This window comes from Luteolibacter sp. Populi, from assembly GCF_040801775.1.
Lineage (GTDB): Bacteria > Verrucomicrobiota > Verrucomicrobiia > Verrucomicrobiales > Akkermansiaceae > Haloferula.
Genome location: NZ_CP161812.1, coordinates 148,684 through 164,963, shown reverse-complemented (window position 1 = coordinate 164,963; position 16,280 = coordinate 148,684). Strand labels below are relative to the sequence as shown.

At 65.7% G+C, this 16,280-nt stretch carries 10 protein-coding genes and 1 CRISPR repeat array (1 of these 11 running past the window's edge); of the genes, 4 read left to right on the top strand and 6 right to left on the bottom strand.

The window, feature by feature from the left end:
• Positions 1–148: 148 nt before the first annotated feature.
• From ABWK72_RS00580 to ABWK72_RS00565, 4 genes are all read left to right on the top strand, one after another.
• Entirely contained in the window at positions 149–757 is a 609-nt protein-coding gene (locus ABWK72_RS00580; protein ID WP_367872832.1) for an exopolysaccharide biosynthesis protein, read from the top strand.
• A gap of 231 nt (positions 758–988) precedes the next feature.
• Positions 989–1,771 carry an SDR family oxidoreductase gene (locus tag ABWK72_RS00575; protein WP_367872831.1) on the top strand — a complete coding sequence of 261 codons (783 nt, stop codon included), beginning with the start codon at positions 989–991 and terminating at the stop codon, positions 1,769–1,771.
• Positions 1,772–1,777: 6 nt separating this feature from the next.
• Positions 1,778–2,182 carry a cupin domain-containing protein gene (locus ABWK72_RS00570; RefSeq protein ID WP_367872830.1) on the top strand — a complete coding sequence of 135 codons (405 nt, stop codon included), beginning with the start codon at positions 1,778–1,780 and terminating at the stop codon, positions 2,180–2,182.
• 344 nt (positions 2,183–2,526) lie between these two features.
• On the top strand, positions 2,527–2,919 hold the full coding sequence (locus ABWK72_RS00565) for a hypothetical protein (protein ID WP_367872829.1): 393 nt from the start codon (positions 2,527–2,529) through the stop codon (positions 2,917–2,919).
• Between the two features lie 197 nt (positions 2,920–3,116).
• Here the strand turns inward: ABWK72_RS00565 and ABWK72_RS00560 are convergent, their stop codons facing one another.
• The 6 genes from ABWK72_RS00560 to hisC form a co-directional block, all read right to left on the bottom strand.
• Positions 3,117–5,213, bottom strand: coding sequence for a discoidin domain-containing protein (locus tag ABWK72_RS00560; protein ID WP_367872828.1), 2,097 nt, complete (start codon positions 5,211–5,213; stop codon positions 3,117–3,119).
• 223 nt (positions 5,214–5,436) lie between these two features.
• Positions 5,437–8,082 carry a tetratricopeptide repeat protein gene (locus tag ABWK72_RS00555; protein ID WP_367872827.1) on the bottom strand — a complete coding sequence of 882 codons (2,646 nt, stop codon included), beginning with the start codon at positions 8,080–8,082 and terminating at the stop codon, positions 5,437–5,439.
• A 303-nt stretch (positions 8,083–8,385) separates the two neighbouring features.
• Positions 8,386–9,075: an NAD-dependent deacylase gene (locus tag ABWK72_RS00550; RefSeq protein WP_367872826.1), complete on the bottom strand. Its 690-nt coding sequence runs from the start codon at positions 9,073–9,075 to the stop codon at positions 8,386–8,388.
• Between the two features lie 576 nt (positions 9,076–9,651).
• Positions 9,652–11,004: a tRNA uridine-5-carboxymethylaminomethyl(34) synthesis GTPase MnmE gene (mnmE, locus tag ABWK72_RS00545; RefSeq protein ID WP_367872825.1), complete on the bottom strand. Its 1,353-nt coding sequence runs from the start codon at positions 11,002–11,004 to the stop codon at positions 9,652–9,654.
• A 25-nt stretch (positions 11,005–11,029) separates the two neighbouring features.
• Complete coding sequence (locus ABWK72_RS00540) at positions 11,030–14,485, bottom strand: hypothetical protein (RefSeq protein WP_367872824.1); 3,456 nt, start codon at positions 14,483–14,485, stop codon at positions 11,030–11,032.
• 157 nt (positions 14,486–14,642) lie between these two features.
• Positions 14,643–15,746, bottom strand: a complete 1,104-nt coding sequence (hisC, locus tag ABWK72_RS00535; protein WP_367872823.1) for a histidinol-phosphate transaminase — start codon at positions 15,744–15,746, stop codon at positions 14,643–14,645.
• Between the two features lie 40 nt (positions 15,747–15,786).
• Positions 15,787–16,280: direct repeats of the CRISPR family, unit length 36 nt; unit sequence GCTTTGCCTTGATTCCAAATCCGGGGGGAAGAGCAT; it runs 332 nt beyond the window's last position.

Below are 16,280 nucleotides of genomic sequence, written 5' to 3'. Positions count from 1 at the left end.
TTTCACCGTAGTTCGCGGATCTGCGTGGACGCCTCCCTTCTCCAGCCATTGCATTTTTAGCACGGCGAGTTCATTCCGCACGACGCCCCCCGGAGCACGGACGGCGATCCGCAACTTGCAAACCGTTAGAGGAGCGCGAGCTTCCACCATGGCGAACCGTGGCAAGGATCAGCCGCCCAAGACCATCGGCGAACTGCTCGATCGCTTCGGCGAGGCCGCGGAGAAGGGCGACGAGGTCTCGCTCGACGACCTGATGGATGCCATCGGCCGCCGCTCCTTCGGCCCGCTGATCCTGATGGCGGGCATCGTGATGTCGGCTCCGGGGATCAGCGACATTCCCAGCGTCGGCACGATCACCGGTCTTTTCGTCGGTCTGGTGGCCGGCCAGATGCTGTTCGGACGGGATCGGTTCTGGCTGCCGGGCTGGCTGCTGCAGCGCAAGGTTTCGAGCAAGACCATCCGCAAGGTCGCCGAGAGCAAATGGACCCGGCGCCCGGCCAAGTTTATCGACAAGCTCGTAACCCGGCGCTTGGAAGCATTCGCCGGAGGCAAGGCGAACATCGTCGTGGCTGCCGCCTGCCTGATCCTCGCCCTAGCTGGCCCGCTGACGGAGTTCGTGCCCCTGAGCGGCATCGGGGTCGGTGCGGCATTGGTGGCCTTCGGAATCTCCTTGGTGGCGCGGGACGGGCTGATGACCCTCGTCGGCTTCGGACTCACCGCCGTCACCCTGACCATCGCTCTCGTCGCGCTGACCTGAAGCTCTTCCCCTGGGAGCGCGGAGCCACCCGGCCCGCAGAACGGTCCCTCGCTGCTTAAGGCACGAAAAGGCAGGCAATCCAAGCGACGGTGCTATCCATCCCATCCCCGCCGTGTCCGATCCATCTATGGTTGCTTCTGCGGGGCAGTGCCTCCGCGCTCCCAGGCGCTGACGCGATTATTTCCACGCCCGCATGTCACACCCCCATCCTCGAAATCGTTGTTACCAACGATGAACCCGGATTCCCCAACACCACCCTTCAGAATCGTCGTTATCGGCGGCACCGGCCTGATCGGCACCAAGGTCGTGAACAAGCTTCGCGCGCTCGGCCACCAGGTTGTCGCGGCTTCGCCCTCCACCGGTGTGAACACCATCACCGGCGAAGGCCTCAAAGAAGCCATCACAGGCGCGCAGGTCGTCGTAGATGTCGCGAATTCCCCGTCCTTCGAGGAGAAGGCGGTCCTCGAATTCTTCGAAACGGCCGGCCGCAACATCCTCGCCGCCGAGGCAATCGCGGGCGTGAAGCACCACGTCGCGCTCTCGGTTGTCGGCCTCGAACGCCTGCCCGGCAACACCTACTTCCGCGCGAAGCTAGCGCAGGAGAAACTGATCCGCACCGCGGGCATTCCCTACTCCATCCTCCGCGCCACCCAGTTCTTCGAATTCACCGGCGCGATCGCAGAAAGATCCACCCAGGGACAGACCGTCCGCGTCTCCCCGGCCCTCTTCCAGCCGATCGCGGCGGAAGACGTCGCCAGCGCCGTCGCCGATGCCGCCCTCGCGGCACCCGTCAATGGCATCACCGAGGTGGCCGGGCCGGAGAAGATCGGGATGGCAGCTCTGGTCCGCCGATACCTCAGCGCCACCGGCGATTCCCGTGAGGTCGTCGAGGATCCTGCCGTTGGCTACTTCGGCCAACCAATCGACGGCCAATCCCTCACCCCCGGCGACAAACCGCGGATCGGCAGCATCCGCTTCAACGACTGGCTCACCCAGTTCACAACATCCAAATAAACCACCATGAAACGCACCATCGCCCTCGCCATCCTCTCCCTCGCCGCCTCCGGCATCTCCCTCGCCGCGGACGAGGAACCCGTGAAGATCACCGAGATCTTCAAGCGCGACCACCCCGATCTCCCGGAGAAGGAGATCCTCATCAAGCGCATCGAACTCGGGCCCGGCGCTTCGGCTCCGCCCCACATGCACCCGGGCATGGTCACCGGCTATGTCGAGACCGGTAAGCTCGAGTTCCAACTGAAGGACGGCCCCCTGCTCAAGCTGAAGACCGGCGATACCTTCTTCGAGCCCGCCGGCAGCCACCACATGCTCGCCAAGAATCCGGATCCCACCGCGAAGACCGTCATCATCGCCTTCGTCGTCAACCCGAAGGGTGCCCCGCTTTCGACACCGCTCGAAGGCCATTGAGCGAAGTGCTCACGCGAACACTTCAGCTTTGACCGATCCCCGGATTTCTGCTAACTCTCAGGAGTCCGGGGCAGGTCCTACACCGCCCGGACCGGCGGCCCTTTTCTGCGGCTCCCGGGTGGTTCCAAGCTCCGGCACCATTGCAACAGCACGGACGGATTACACTCCGCCTTTAAAAGATGGACCGGGCGGTCAATACGGTCCTGGGCGATGCCCTCTTATTCCTCACGCAGCCATCATAGGCCGCATGGGGGTAAGGGGGCTTATGGATCGGAGAATGCCTCGGAATCAGGAAGAATCTCCTGCGGCGCTCCGGATCGATCGCTTTCGCTCTCACGATCACGATGCAAACGAACGTAACCAACGACCTGCTACGACGTGGACAATCCGGAGCCGGAGGCTGGAACCGCCAGCAACTGCGCCTTATCGGCATCGAGCACTGGCCGCCGCCGCATGGCTGGCAGAAGCGGATCCTCGGCCACCCGATAGCCGCGGAGGATGTGGAACGCTTCATCGCCCTGCGCGGGGTGACCAAGCGGATCAAGAAGCGCTACGGCGTGGTGATCGAGACCCGGACCGGTGATCCCCTGCCCCTGCCACGCGAGATCCGGCCTGCGGTGGCGCGGGCCTTCTCGTCCTTCTGGATCTACGTCCAGCGGCTCGATCCACAGGCGCTCAAGGACGGGCTGCCAGCGCTGCAATACATGGTGAGAACGGCAAGCCAGCGGGTGGAGTAAAGACGGACAGCCCCACTGGGAGCGCCGTGGCACCGCCCGGCAGAAGCCACCCCGATGGCGGAGAACATCGCGAGGGCTGAACGGATACCGCCGTCTTGATGCTGCGGACCGAGAAGGGAGGAAGGCAATCGGGAACCACTCTGCCGGGCGGTGCCACGGCGCTCCCAGTGGGGCTGCCCCCGTGTTGGACACAGGTCCTATGGCCGCTTCCCGAACACCTCCACGTCCGCGATCCTTGCGATCGAGTCACCACCGGGGTGCTCGATCAGGAGCTTCACGTATCTCGCACCCACTGAATCGATGTCGAAGTCGGTGACGCTGTCCTGGTTCCCGCGGAAGACGTGGAGGGTCTTCCACGCCTTCCCGTCCAGGCTGGTCTGCACGGCGAAGTCGCGGGTATTCAGCGCCGGATCCAGCCCCGCGGCACCGGCGTGGCGGATCACGCAGCGGCTGAGCTTGTGCTCCGCGGTGAGGTCGATGACGAGCTGCTGCTTGCCCGGCTCCGCGGCGGTCCAGACGGTGTTCGGCGTGCCATCGAGCAGCGTGGGTGCAGGCGCGGTGGTGGAGGACTCCAGAGCGAGGTTGTAGGGCAGGCCCTTCGCTTCGTTGTGGAGGTTGAAGTAGTGGTCGGCGCGGACGAACTGCACCTTGTCCGGGAACTCGCGGGCCAGGTCCTCCTGGAGATCGATGATCCGGTTCGCGCGCATCTCCTTCCAAGCTTCCACCTGGTAGGAGAGGAAGAGCGGGGCCTTGCCATCCCACTGGCGGATCTGGTCGGCGAGCGAGCGGCGCATGTCCCGGTAGCTGCCCGCGTAGGGGATCACCAGCTTGTCGAAAGGCACGCGGCCTTTCTCCACGCTGCCGGCGACGGCAGGCATGTCCTTGAAGTTCTGGACGGTCGCGCCGTAGAGGTGGCGGCAGTTCTTCTCGTAGGACTGGCGCAGCGCGGGCGAGGCGTCGTCCCAGATCGTCACGACCCGCAGGCCGGAGCGTTGCAGGTAGGTCTCGGTCAGGCGGGTGTAGCCGTCCATCAGCGCCGGATCCTTGAGCGATTCACCGACCGGTGCACCGGGCTCGGTCAGGGTGTTGGTCGGCATCAGGTAGCCCATCCCGGAAGGACCGGTGACGAAGCAATCGTTCGGCGTGGCGGTGCCGTAGTAGTAATTGAGGATTGCGGGCCCGATGTCGACGAGGCCGGGCGCGATGGTCCAGTTGAGGGCAACCTTGCCGCGCTGGTCGCCGATGCGGTCCCAGTTCTTCCGCATGGCGTGCTGGGTGTACTGGATGTTGTCGCCATCGCTGATGAAGACGGCCACGTAGATCTTGTTCTCCAGCGCCGGCATCTTCGGCACGGGGGGGATCAGGATCTTGTGGTCGGTGCCGGCGAGGACCGTGGAGCTGACGTAGTAGTCCGCGGGGATGGTGCCGATGCCGAACTCGGAGGCGGTGGTGATGCCGGTGCGCTCGGTGGCATACCAGCCCAGCGCGATCGCCTCGCCCGCCTTCATGTCCTGGAAGAATTTCCGCAGGACATCGCGCTCCTCCGGGATCCGGGTATCGAGCCAAACGACTGCCGCACCGGTGGCTGCGGCCATGTCCCGGGTGTGATGGTAATCGCCCCAGCCGCGCTGGTCGAAGGGCCGCGCGCTGACGATCAGGCGCTTCTCCGACTTCGGCCAGTAGTGCTCGTGCAGGTGCTTGTAGATCTCGACCGGCTTGACGAGCTTCAGCTCTGTTAGATCGACGGCGATGCCGAGATCGATGCCGGCTTTCTTGATCTCCTCGTAGACCGGGCGGCTCGCGGGAATCGCGTTCCGCTGCGCGGCGACGGTGCCGGCGAGGTTGCGGTAGTGCGGGCTGACGGCCGGGTCGTAGAGGACCACGCCCCCGATCTCGCGGGCATACTTGGCGATGAGTTCGTAGCGCCTGGCGCGGTCGTAGAGGGTCCGCGATATCAGCTTGGCCGTGTCGGGCCAGGTGAAGGTGCCTTCCTCGGCGCGGCCCTCGGCGAGGAGGATGCGCGGCTGCTTGCGGTTCACCCGGCCTTGCAGGGCGGAGAAGGTGATCAGCTCGTCCTGGGAGAGGTCCTGGACCATCACGGTGTCCAAGGTCTCCGCGGGCGTGGCAAAGGTCGGGATCGCCTGCCCTTCCGGCCAAGCGAGGCCTTCGGAGCGATCTACGACGGGAGCGTAGGGGACGTAGAGGTTCTTGGCGGGCTCGTCCGCGGCGGGTGCCAAGTGGGTCAGGGCGAGGGCGGCGAGCCAGGATTTCGAGAGGTGCGTTGCTCCGTTCATGCGTCCGTGATGGGCCTTCCGGAGGCGGAAGGTGAGTCTAGAACGGAGCCGGGCAAAGGCTCTTGTCGGGAAATGAATGGTCCCTTGATGCAGCGGAACGGAAAGGCAGGCAGCAAAGCGACGGCGCTTTCCATCCCTGCCGCGTGAATTGCCTGCCACGAGGGACCATTCTGCGGGGCAGAGCCTCCGCGGTCCCGGGCGCTGGCGCGTCAGTCGAAGGCCGTTACTTCGGGGGGAAGTCGCTGCTCTTGAAGCGCTGGTATTGCCTGACCAGTTGCAGGTCATCCGGCTCTTCCTTCAGGCCGCGGGCGGAGAATTCGAGGGCCTTCTCACGGTCGCCGCGGGCGAAGTGAATTTCGGCCATGGTGTCGAGGTAGGCGGCCTGGTGGGGATTGGTCTCGAGCGTTTCGGCGAGGAGCTTCTCGGCCTCGTCGAGGCGACGGTTGGCGCGGGAAGCGAGCCAGGCGGCGGAGTTGCGGGTGTTCTCGCAGGCCGGGAAGCGCTCGATCATGGTGGTGATCTCCTTCCAGTGCTTCTCGAAGGCGGCATCGTGCAGTTCGACCAAACCGGCGGCACGCATCGGGGCGAAGAAGTAATCGGCCAGCACGGTCTCGGCGTAGGGCTGGTCGAGGCCCGGGATGATGATCTTCAGCGCAGCGTCGCGGTCATCGCCGAGCTTGGCGAAGCCGCGGATCAAATTGCCCTCCACGCGCGACTTCTGGCACAGGCTCGCACTGTAGGCGGACTTGTCGTAGCCGATGGCGAGATCGAGGAGGAAGGCCTCGTGGAGCGGGGCAGCGGCCTTCCAATCGCCATCGGAGCAGGCGGCGGCGGCGAGCTGGTAGATCACCTTGGAAAAGGTGCCTGAATCGGTGGTGCACTGGCTGGCGGCGCGTTGCCACCATTCGCGGGCGCGCTTGAAATCGCCGGTGGCAGCGAAGGCGTAGCCGCATTGGAAGAGCGAGAGCGTTTCGCCGAGGCTGAGGAAGTCGGCCTTCGCCTCCTGCTCGGCGGCACCGGCCTCGTCACCCGTGCGGCGCAAGCAGGCGGCGGCGTAGGCGCGGTAGAAGGGATCGCCGGGATCGGCGGCGGCGCTGTCCAGCCAGAGCTTGGCGGCCTCGGTCCACTTTCCCTGGGTCATCAGGGCGTCGCCCTTGATACGGTCCCAGCTGATGCGGTTGCGGTCGGTGGTTTCCAACTCGACGAGGCAACGCATGAAGAGCTCCACATCCCTGGAGGCTGACAAGGTGCCGACCATCATTTCGACCAGGCGCTTGCGCTCGATCTTCTCCGCCTTCTCGATCGCCTTCGAGGTCTTGTCGAGGAAGACATCGCGCTGGCCATCCGGATCGGGCAGGACGCGGTGGACGCGGCAGAGCAGCTCGAGGCGCGCGGGGCGGCTCATGTCCGGCTCCAGCGAGGCGATCCAATTCCACATCTGCGCGGGCGAGCCGTAGTTATCGAAGAGGTGCTCGACGGCTTGGACCCAGCGCATCTCGTCCTCGCCGCCGTAGGCCGCCACCGCCTTTAGGACGGGCCGGACCACCGGCGAGGTGTGATCGTCCGGGCCCTGCGGGAAGAGCTGCGTGAGCTTCATCAGGAAGTCCTCCTGATTCTTGACCGCCAGCTCGGCGAGCGGCGGGCCGAAAGCTTCGTCCAGCTCGCGGTAGAGGCCGCGGCGCTCGAGGAAGGAGCCGAGGGTCTTGAGTTCGCCGATCTCTTCCTGCTCCGAATCCGGGGCTTCGAGGAAGACGCGGAAGCGCTTGCGCACCCACTCCGTGTAGTCTGGCTTTTCGGGGTCGATGCCGAGGATGCGGAGCGCGCGGTTAACGTCCTCCTTAGCCTCGAAATGGGTGAAGGCGGCGGTGGGGAAGCGCTTGGCCAGGAGATCCTCCGCCTCCTGGTGATCGCCGCTGAGGAAGAGCAGCATCAGGGCCTTCGCCTGGTCTTCCACATCGCCACTGCGGGCGAGGCGGCGGAGTTCGGCGATCGAGGCGGGATCGGGATCCTTCCCCTGCCACATCGCGGCGCTGATCTCGCGGTAAAGACTGAGCCCGGGCGTGGCGGGCATTTGCGGCGGGACCGGCGCGGAGGCGATCCACGACAGCGGATTCCCGGCAAGCATGCGGAGTCGGGCACCGGCCTGATCCATGCCGGCCAGGTCCGCTTCCGCAGCGGCGTCCTCCAGCCTGCCGGCGGTGGCCAGCAGGCAGAAGCGCAGCATGTGATCCCCCTTCTCCGCGGAATCCGCGATCGCTTGGTCGAGCGTGCCGGCGGTGCGGTGAAGGCTGGCCATGGCCATGTATTCCGCGGGCTCCGGACGGGCCATTTTCAGGTACTCGAAAGCACTCGCGACGTCGGAAGGCGTGGCGACCAAGCACTCGCGGGCGGCATCGAGGGCGACCCCGTGGACCTCCGCCTCGAGCATGGCGAGGGTTTCGCGGTCCTTTTCAAGGGCGTAGAGCTTGAGGATCTGGCGGTAGGCGTGGAGCTTGCGCAGCTCGCGGATGACGGCCTGGCGGTCCTCCTTGGTGCCCTTGTCGTATTTCTCGACTTGGGCGATGATCGCGGGCGAGCTGTCCGGCAGGACGCCGAGTTCGATCATGCGGACCAGGTTGCGGGCGCGGATCGCCGTCTCCGGGTCTTCGCCCTCGGCGGCTTGCTGGAGGACGGGAAGGGCGGTCTCGCCGAGTTTCCAGACCTCGAAATAGGCGGTCTGGCGGACCATGTAGGAATCGTCCGAGAGCTTCACCACATTGGAAACCAAGCCCGGGACACGGTCCTGCGCATCCGCATTGACCGGCACGGCGGACAAGCCGGATGCGGTGATGAGGGTCCAGAGGACCGGTCTTCCGCAGCGAAACTTCATGGACCCGAATGGTCTGCTCTTTCAACGGGAAATCAACCCGGAACCTTTCGGGGGAAGAAAGGCAGAGTGCCGAGTGATCAGTGAGCAGTGATCAGTGGTGAGAAAGGCGGAAGAAATTGAACCGCCAACACGCCAAGAGCGCCAAGTTTTTTGAGGGATCTGGAGCGAACAAAACGCGGAGACGCAGAGGTCGCGGAGAGGGGCGCGGGGGAGAAAGGCAGGACGATGAATGATCCACGCCCATGGGATTCTTCATACTTGGCGTTCTTGGCGTCTTGGCGGTTCCACTTCCTGACTTTTGATTCAGAGTTCCGCGACCCACTGCGGGACGATCTCCCCTGCCGGGCCGCGGCGGGTTTCGTGGAAGGTGCCGCTGCCGGCGCTTTCCTCGAGGTTGATTTCGAGGGTCCGGACGCCGGCCTGGCGGGCCCAGGAGACGAAGCCGGCGGCGGGATAGACGAGGCCGGAGGTGCCGATGGCAACGAAGAGATCGGCGCGGGAGATCGCCGCACCGATCTCGTCGAGGCCGATCGGCATTTCGCCGAACCAGACGACGTGCGGGCGCAGGCAGTCGATGTGGCCGCAGGCCGGGCAGACGGAGGAGCGCCCGATGTCTTCCCGGCAGGGGGTTACCGCGCCGCAATCGGTGCAGCGGCTTTTGAGGAGCTCGCCGTGCATGTGCAGGACCTCCGGGGAGCCGGCGCGCTCGTGGAGGTCGTCGATGTTCTGGGTGACGAGGAGGAGCTGGTGCTCCTTCGACCTGGCGAGCTTGGCCAGGGCGAGGTGCGCGGGATTCGGGTGGATGGTGCCATCGAGGAGCTTCGCGCGGCGGAGATTGTAGAAGGTGTGGACGAGCAGCGGATCGCGCTCGAAGGCCTCGGGGGTGGCGACGTCCTCAACCCGGTGGCCTTCCCACAAGCCGTCCGGCCCGCGGAAGGTGGGCACGCCGGATTCCGCGGAGATGCCGGCGCCGGTGAGGATGACGAGGTTCATGAAGACAGGAATACAAACATCGAACATCGAACGTCCAACTTCGAACGCCCAATCTTGAATGGAGAGGGTGGGAGGGCACCACGAACCGGACGAATTTTACGGATGTCGATGCCCGCGATCCGAATGGGTATTGAGGCAAGCGGGGACCGTTCTGCCCGGCGGTCCCAGTGGGGGGAGGATGGCAGGGCCTTTTCCCGAAAGGTGCGGCTGGGGACAGCCGCGATCCGAGGTTCCCAGCCGTATCCCGCAGATGAGCGCCATAAGCCTGACCGCCCGGAGAGCGGTCCCTGCCTTTTAAAGACAGGCTGCTGGGCCGCGCGGTCGCGACATCCCGCATTTGGGGAATAGGCGCTGGAGCGCGGATGGCGGATCATTTCCGGTGCGATTGACCTGGCGGTTTGGTTCGCGTGGCTTTGGCGGGATGCTGGTAAAGCCGGGCGGGAATGGGGATCGCAGAGAGCACGGTTGCTTGGCTGCCGATCCTTTCGTGGCTAGGGCGGTGAGGGACCGCTCTGCGGGCCGGAGGCTCCGCGCTCCCAGGGGAAGAGCCGTCCGTGCCGTCGCACTTTTCGCCCGCTACTTGCCGATGCAGAAGCGGCTGAAGATGGCGCCGAGGACTTCCTCGGCGTCGACCTTGCCGGCGATTTCGCCGAGGGCTTCGAGGGACTCGCGGAGTTCCATGGCGGCGAGTTCGGGGGCTTGGCCCTCGTTCAAAAGAGTGTCGGCGGCGGCGAGGGAGGCGGTGGCGCGGCGCAGGCAGTCGCGGTGGCGGGTGTTGATGGCGACGGCGTGCTCGCCCCAGTCGGCCTCGCCGAGGTCGAGGGCGTCGCGGATGGCGGCGCGCAGGCTGTCGAGGCCATCGCTTGTTGTGCAGGAGATTTTTACACCGGTTTTTCCGGCCCAGCCGGAATCGACTCCAAGGTCCGATTTATTGAGGACGGTGACCACGCGGGCGGGTCCGGCGGGGAGTTCGATCTCGCTTTCCGCGGGGGCGAGGGTGGCATCGCGGACGACGAGGACGAGGTTGGCGCGCTCCGCTTCGAGGAGGGTGCGGCGCATGCCCTCCCGCTCGATGCCGCCGGCTTCGGTGCGAAGGCCGGCGGTATCGACGAGGCGGAGAGGGACGCCATCGAGGACGATCATTTCCTCGATGGTGTCGCGGGTGGTGCCGGCTTCATCGCTGACGATGGCGCGCTCGCTGCCGAGGAGGAGATTGAGGAGGCTGGATTTCCCGGCATTCGGGCGACCGACGATGACGGTGCGGACGCCCTCCCGGAGGATGCGGCCTTGGTCGGCGGTGGCGAGTAGGGCGGCGATGCCGGCCTGGACGGCGGCGATGCGGCTGCGGAAGATCTCGCCGGTATCGGGATCGATGTCTTCCTCGGGAAAGTCGATCCAGGCTTCGAGGTGGGCGACGAGGCCGATGAGGTCCTCCCGGAGCTGGGCGGTGCGGCGGCCGATGCCGCCTTCGAGTTGCTCGTGGGCGGCGCGGAGGGCGAGGTCGCTGGTGGCGGAGATGAGGTCCATGACGGCCTCCGCCTGGGTGAGGTCGAGCTTCCCATTCAGGAAGGCACGCTCGGTGAACTCGCCGGGACCGGCGCTGCGGGCTCCGCATTCGAGGAGGCGGTCGAGGGCGCGGCGGGTGACTAGACGGCCGCCGTGGCAGGCGATCTCCACGACCGGCTCCCCGGTGAAGCTGCGGCTGCCGCGGAAGACGGTGAGCAGGACGTCATCGATGGTCCGGCCGGCGGCATCCCGGACCTTGGCGCGGGTGGCGCGGCGTTCCTCGGCACGGCTGGCGGTCCCGGCGCAAGCGAGATCGGCAATGGCTTCAGCCTGCGGGCCGGAAAGGCGGATCAGGGCGACCGCCGCGGTGCCGCCGCCGGAGGCGAGGGCGACGATGGTATCGGAGTATTCAGAAGAAATCATCAATCACTAATGGGGGAAGAAATCATCAATCACTAATCTTCCAATCATCAATCGGAGTGTGTCGCTGCGCTGAAGAGGGCTCGCTGGCACGTCTTCGCTTGCTCCAAGGGTAGGTTCCTTGGTTTCCGAGCGGCCTTACTTCCCGCCTTTGCCGGGGATGGCTTCGCCGCCAATGCCGAGGAACTCCCAGCAGAGGAAGCGCTTGATGGCGAGGCGCGGGCTGGCTTCGCGGGTCCACTCGATCTCGAGGGTGGCGGTCTTGGTGATGGGGCGGGCGTCCTTCACACCGAGCCAATTCACCTTCGAGAGCGCGCGGCCGAGCTCGGAATCGACGGGGACCTCCACGCGGACGGAATCCGCGCGGTAGGCGGGATCGACGATCTTGTAGGTCTTGTGACCGAGGGTGGCGCGGCCATTTTCCGGGACGTCTTCCATGACGAAGACGCGGAAGACGGCGCTGCGGCCGGGATCGGAGAGCTCGGTGAAGCTGCGGAAGAGGCGGTACTTGGTCTGGACGAAGGTTTCCCAATCGATCTTGAGGCCGTCCGGGCCGCGCTTGAAGAAGACATCCACCTTGACCGGGTTCTGAAGTGAAGTTCCCGGCGCGGGCCAGCGAGGAGAGCAGGAGGTCGGGCTCCTCCACCTTCATCTGGACTTCGAGCGGGGCCAAGGGGCCGAAGAAGTCCTTCATCTCGAACTGCGGCGGGCGGTCGAAGCCCATGCGGTAGATGCCGCGTTTCATGTCTTCCGGCGGGAGATTGGCGATGGCGAAGCCGGAGAGCGGGGTGTCCGAGTCATCGACGGGGCCGCTGCCGTAGAAGGCGATCATTTCCGGGAGCAACTCGCTACCGCGGAGGGAGAAGGCTGCCTTGCCGGCGGGGGTCTTGGCGGCGAGGAATTCGGAGAGGACCTGCTTGGCCTCCTCCTGCCAGGCGGCGGCGGCAGGTCCCGTGGCACCTTCGCGGGACTTGGGATCGACGGTGCCCGGGCCGGGGAGCTTCGCGATGGCCTGGGGGCCGGTGACATCGAGATATTTGATCGCCGCCCAGCCGCCGCCGAGGATCAGGGCGATCAGGAAAAGCATCGAGAGCACCAAGCCGGTGCGCGACTTGGGGCCGGATTTCCTTTCGGGCTTGGCGGGCTCTTCCGAGAGGGTCGCGGCGGCCGGTGCGGGGGCAGCCTTGGCTTCGGCGGGTCTGGCGGGCGCGGCGACGGGTGCCGGACGAACGCTATTCAGCGCTTCATCGGAAAGCCCGATCGAGACGCGTGCCGGGGCAAGCTGGCGGGCGGGAGTTGCCTCGGGCGCAGGAGCAGGCGCCGTTGGCGGCGGGGCGGCTGCCGCGACGGGCGGACCCGCGGCTTGAACCGGGGCCGGGGCCGGGGCCGGGGCCGGGGCCGCCGCCTGGGGAGAGGGATCTGCGGGCGGAGTGGCTGTCGGCTGGCTACCCAAGCCGATGGTGACGACCGCACGGATCGGCGCGGGGGCCGGGGTTTCCGCGGGCGGCACGGTGGCGAAGGGCCGGACCGGTGGCACGGGAGCAGGCTCGGAACCGAGGCCGATGGAGACGACGACGGGCTTGGCCGCAGGCGGCGGCGGAGCTTCCACGGGCGATGCCGCACGTACGGGTTCGGCGGGAGCGGATGGAAGGGGCCGCTGCTGTTGCGGCGGCGATGCCGGGGCTACGGGAATGGCGACCGGTTCGGCAGCGGGCGCAATCGGAGTAGCGGGGGAAACGCGGGCGGGCTCGGGGGAGAGGCCGATGGAAATTTTGGGCACCAGCCTCGCGGCCTGTTCTTTGGCGGCTTGTTCTTTGGCGGCTTGCTCTTTGGCGGCTTGTTCCTTGGCAGCCTGTTCCTTGGCGGCCTGCTCCTTGGCGGCTTGTTCCTTGGCGGCTTGTTCCTTGGCGGCTTGTTCCTTGGCTGCCTGCTCCTTGGCTGCCTGCTCCTTGGCTGCCTGCTCCTTGGCGGCTTGCTCCCTGGCGGCTTGCTCCCTGGCGGCTTGCTCCCTGGCGGCTTGCTCCCTGGCGGCTTGTTCCCTGGCGGCTTGTTCCCTGGCGGCTTGTTCCCTGGCGGCTTGTTCCTTGGCTGCCTGCTCCTTGGCTGCCTGCTCCTTGGCTGCCTGCTCCTTGGCGGCTTGTTCCCTGGCGGCTTGTTCCTTGGCGGCCTGTTCCTTGGCTGCCTGTTCCTTGGCTGCCTGTTCCTTGGCGGCCTGTTCCTTGGCGGCCTGTTCCTTGGCGGCCTGTTCCTTGGCGGCCTGCTCCTTGGCAGCTTGTTCCTTGGCTGCTTGTTCCTTGGCGGCTTGTTCCTTGGCGGCTTGCTCCCTGGCGGCCTGCTCTTTAGCGGCTTGCTCCCTGGCTGCTTGCTCCTTTTCGAGCCGTTCTTGCTCAGCTTGTTCCTTAGCTGCCTGCTCCTTGGCTGCCTGCTCCTTGGCTGCCTGCTCCTTGGCGGCTTGTTCCTTGGCGGCTTGTTCCTTGGCGGCTTGTTCCCTGGCGGCTTGTTCCCTGGCGGCTTGTTCCTTGGCGGCCTGTTCCTTGGCGGCCTGTTCCTTGGCTGCCTGTTCCTTGGCAGCCTGTTCCTTGGCGGCCTGCTCCTTGGCTGCTTGTTCCTTGGCGGCTTGTTCCTTGGCGGCTTGCTCCCTGGCGGCCTGCTCTTTAGCGGCTTGCTCCCTGGCTGCTTGCTCCTTTTCGAGCCGTTCTTGCTCAGCTTGTTCCTTAGCTGCCTGCTCCCTGGCGACCTGTTCCTTGGCTGCGCGTTCCTTTTCGAGCCGCTCTTGCTCAGCTTGTTCCTTAGCTGCCTGCTCTCTGGCAGCTTGTTCCTTCGCAGCTTGTTCCTCGTGCTTGGCGGCTGGCGCAGGAGCAGCCTGGACTGGCGGTGGAGGCGGAGCGAAGGGGTCTTGAAAGCCGACGGATAGCAAGGGCTTCTGCCCGCCGGGAGGCGGAGACGACGCTTCCGGCAGCGGCGGTGGTGGTGGAGAAACGGGCGCAGCTACCGCGGCGGACTCGGGTGGCCGGGTCGGCGGGGCTTCCGTTTCCCATGGAGTGCGGGCACCCCCGGGAACCGGCGGCGGAATGCTCACCCCGGACAGCTCCACCGGCTCGACCCGGAACGCGCCCGGACTCTGTGCCGGCGGTTGGGCCCAGGACACGTAAGGCGGGTCCACGGCTTCGACGCGGATGGGGATGATCGGCGGCGGTGTCTCGAGCGCAGGCGATGTCGCCCGCGAAGAGGCGGGCGGCGGCGACACAGCGGCCTCCACCGGCGGTGGGGATGGCGGCGGGGCGTAGGGAGAGGGCGCGGATTTCGCGGCGGCGGGGGGCAGTGGCGGAGGTCCTGCCGAAGCTGCCACCGCGACGGGGACTTCCACCCGCTCGTGGACCACGACGGCGGGCACCTCGACCGAGGCGCTGACGGTTTGCCGGACTTCGTCCTCCGGGCCGGGCGAAGTGATGCTGCTGCCGCAATGCGGGCAGGGGCCGGTCATGGGCGGCAAGTCCTTGGGCACAAGGATCTTGCCACTGCAGTGGACACATCTAAATTCCTTCTGGTCCTGGAAGGCGACTCCGGCCATAGCTCCGCTCAATGCGGAATGAGAAATACGGATCTGTTAGTGACCTGTCAAACCATGTGAAAGTTTATCTTCAGACGGTTGCGACGCTGAGCACGGAATCCAGCACTTCGAGGCAGCGGCGGTTCTGCGCCGGGGTGCCGATCGAAATGCGGACCCAGTCCGGCAGCTTGTAGCCGCTCATGGCACGGATGATGACGCCCTGCTTGAGCATCTCGCGGAAAACGCGGTCACCCTCCCCCACCCTGACGAGGATGAAATTGGCGACGCTGGGAACGAACTCGAGCCCGCGCTGGCGGAAGGCGGCCTCGTAGAAGGCGAGGCCTTCCTTATTGATGGCGCGGGTCTTGGCGACGTGGTCGGCGTCTTCCAGCGCGGCGAGCGCGCCGGCCTGGGCGATGGCGTTCGTATTGAAGGGCTGGCGGGCCTTCTGCAGGATCTCGGCAACACCCTTCGAGCAGAGGCCGTAGCCGATGCGCAGGGCGGCGAGGCCGTGGATCTTCGAGCAGGTGCGCAGGACGGCGACGTTGCGGCCCTCGCGGACGTATTTGAGAACGTCCGGTGCCTCGTCGAGGAACTCGTGGTAGGCCTCGTCGAAGGCGACGACGACGTGCTCCGGGACCTTCGCCATGAAACGGTCGAGCGCTTCCTGGCCGACCATCGTGCCGGTGGGGTTGTTCGGATTGGCGATAAAGACGAGGCGGGTATCGGGCGTGATGGCGGCGGCCATCGCGTCGAGATCGTGGATGAAACCAGGGTCCGGCACCTCGACATATTTCGCGCCGAAGAGGGTCGCCATCAGCTTGTAGACGACGAAGGCGTGATCGGAAGCGATCAGCTCGGCGCGGCCATTCAGGAAGCAGTGGCAGAGCAGTTCGATGATCTCGTTCGAGCCGTTGCCAAGGACGACATTCGAGATGTCCATGTCGAAGCGCTGGGCGATCGCGCTGCGGAGCTTCCAGCCGCCGCCATCGGGGTAGATGTGGGATTCCTCGAGGGCCTTGCGCATCGCCTCCTTCGCCAGCGGCGAGGGGCCGAGGGGGTTCTCGTTGGAAGCGACCTTCACGATATCGGCCGGATTCAGGCCGAGTTCGCGGGCGGTTTCCTCAATGGGCTTCCCGGGCTCGTAGGCGATCAGGTCGCAGACGAAGCGGTTGGCAAAGGCGTCGGTGGGCATGGGGAGGAGGTTAGGCGGAGGGCGTGAGGGGTGCAATCGCGCTTTGCCTTGATTCCAAATCCGGGGGGAAGAGCATGGCGGCGTTGAACGCGAAGAGACACGTGCAGCTTTGCCTTGATTCCAAATCCGGGGGGAAGAGCATCATGCGTCGAATGGATTGCCGGCGTCTTCAGCTTTGCCTTGATTCCAAATCCGGGGGGAAGAGCATCAAAGCCTCTTCCAAGGGCACTTGCGCCATGCTTTGCCTTGATTCCAAATCCGGGGGAAGAGCATGTCGTGCAGCATCGCATGCACGAGGTAGTGGCTTTGCCTTGATTCCAAATCCGGGGGGAAGAGCATTGGGTTCAAATGCTCGGGCGCGGAACCCGTGCTTTGCCTTGATTCCAAATCCGGGGGGAAGAGCATTGTTTGTTCGGGATTGGGGCGATGCTTCCCGCTTTGCCTTGATTCCAAATCCGGGGGGAAGAGCATCAGAGGGTAGGGCAGGAGAGCCAGCGCCTCGCTTTGCCTTGATTCCAAATCCGGGGGGAAGAG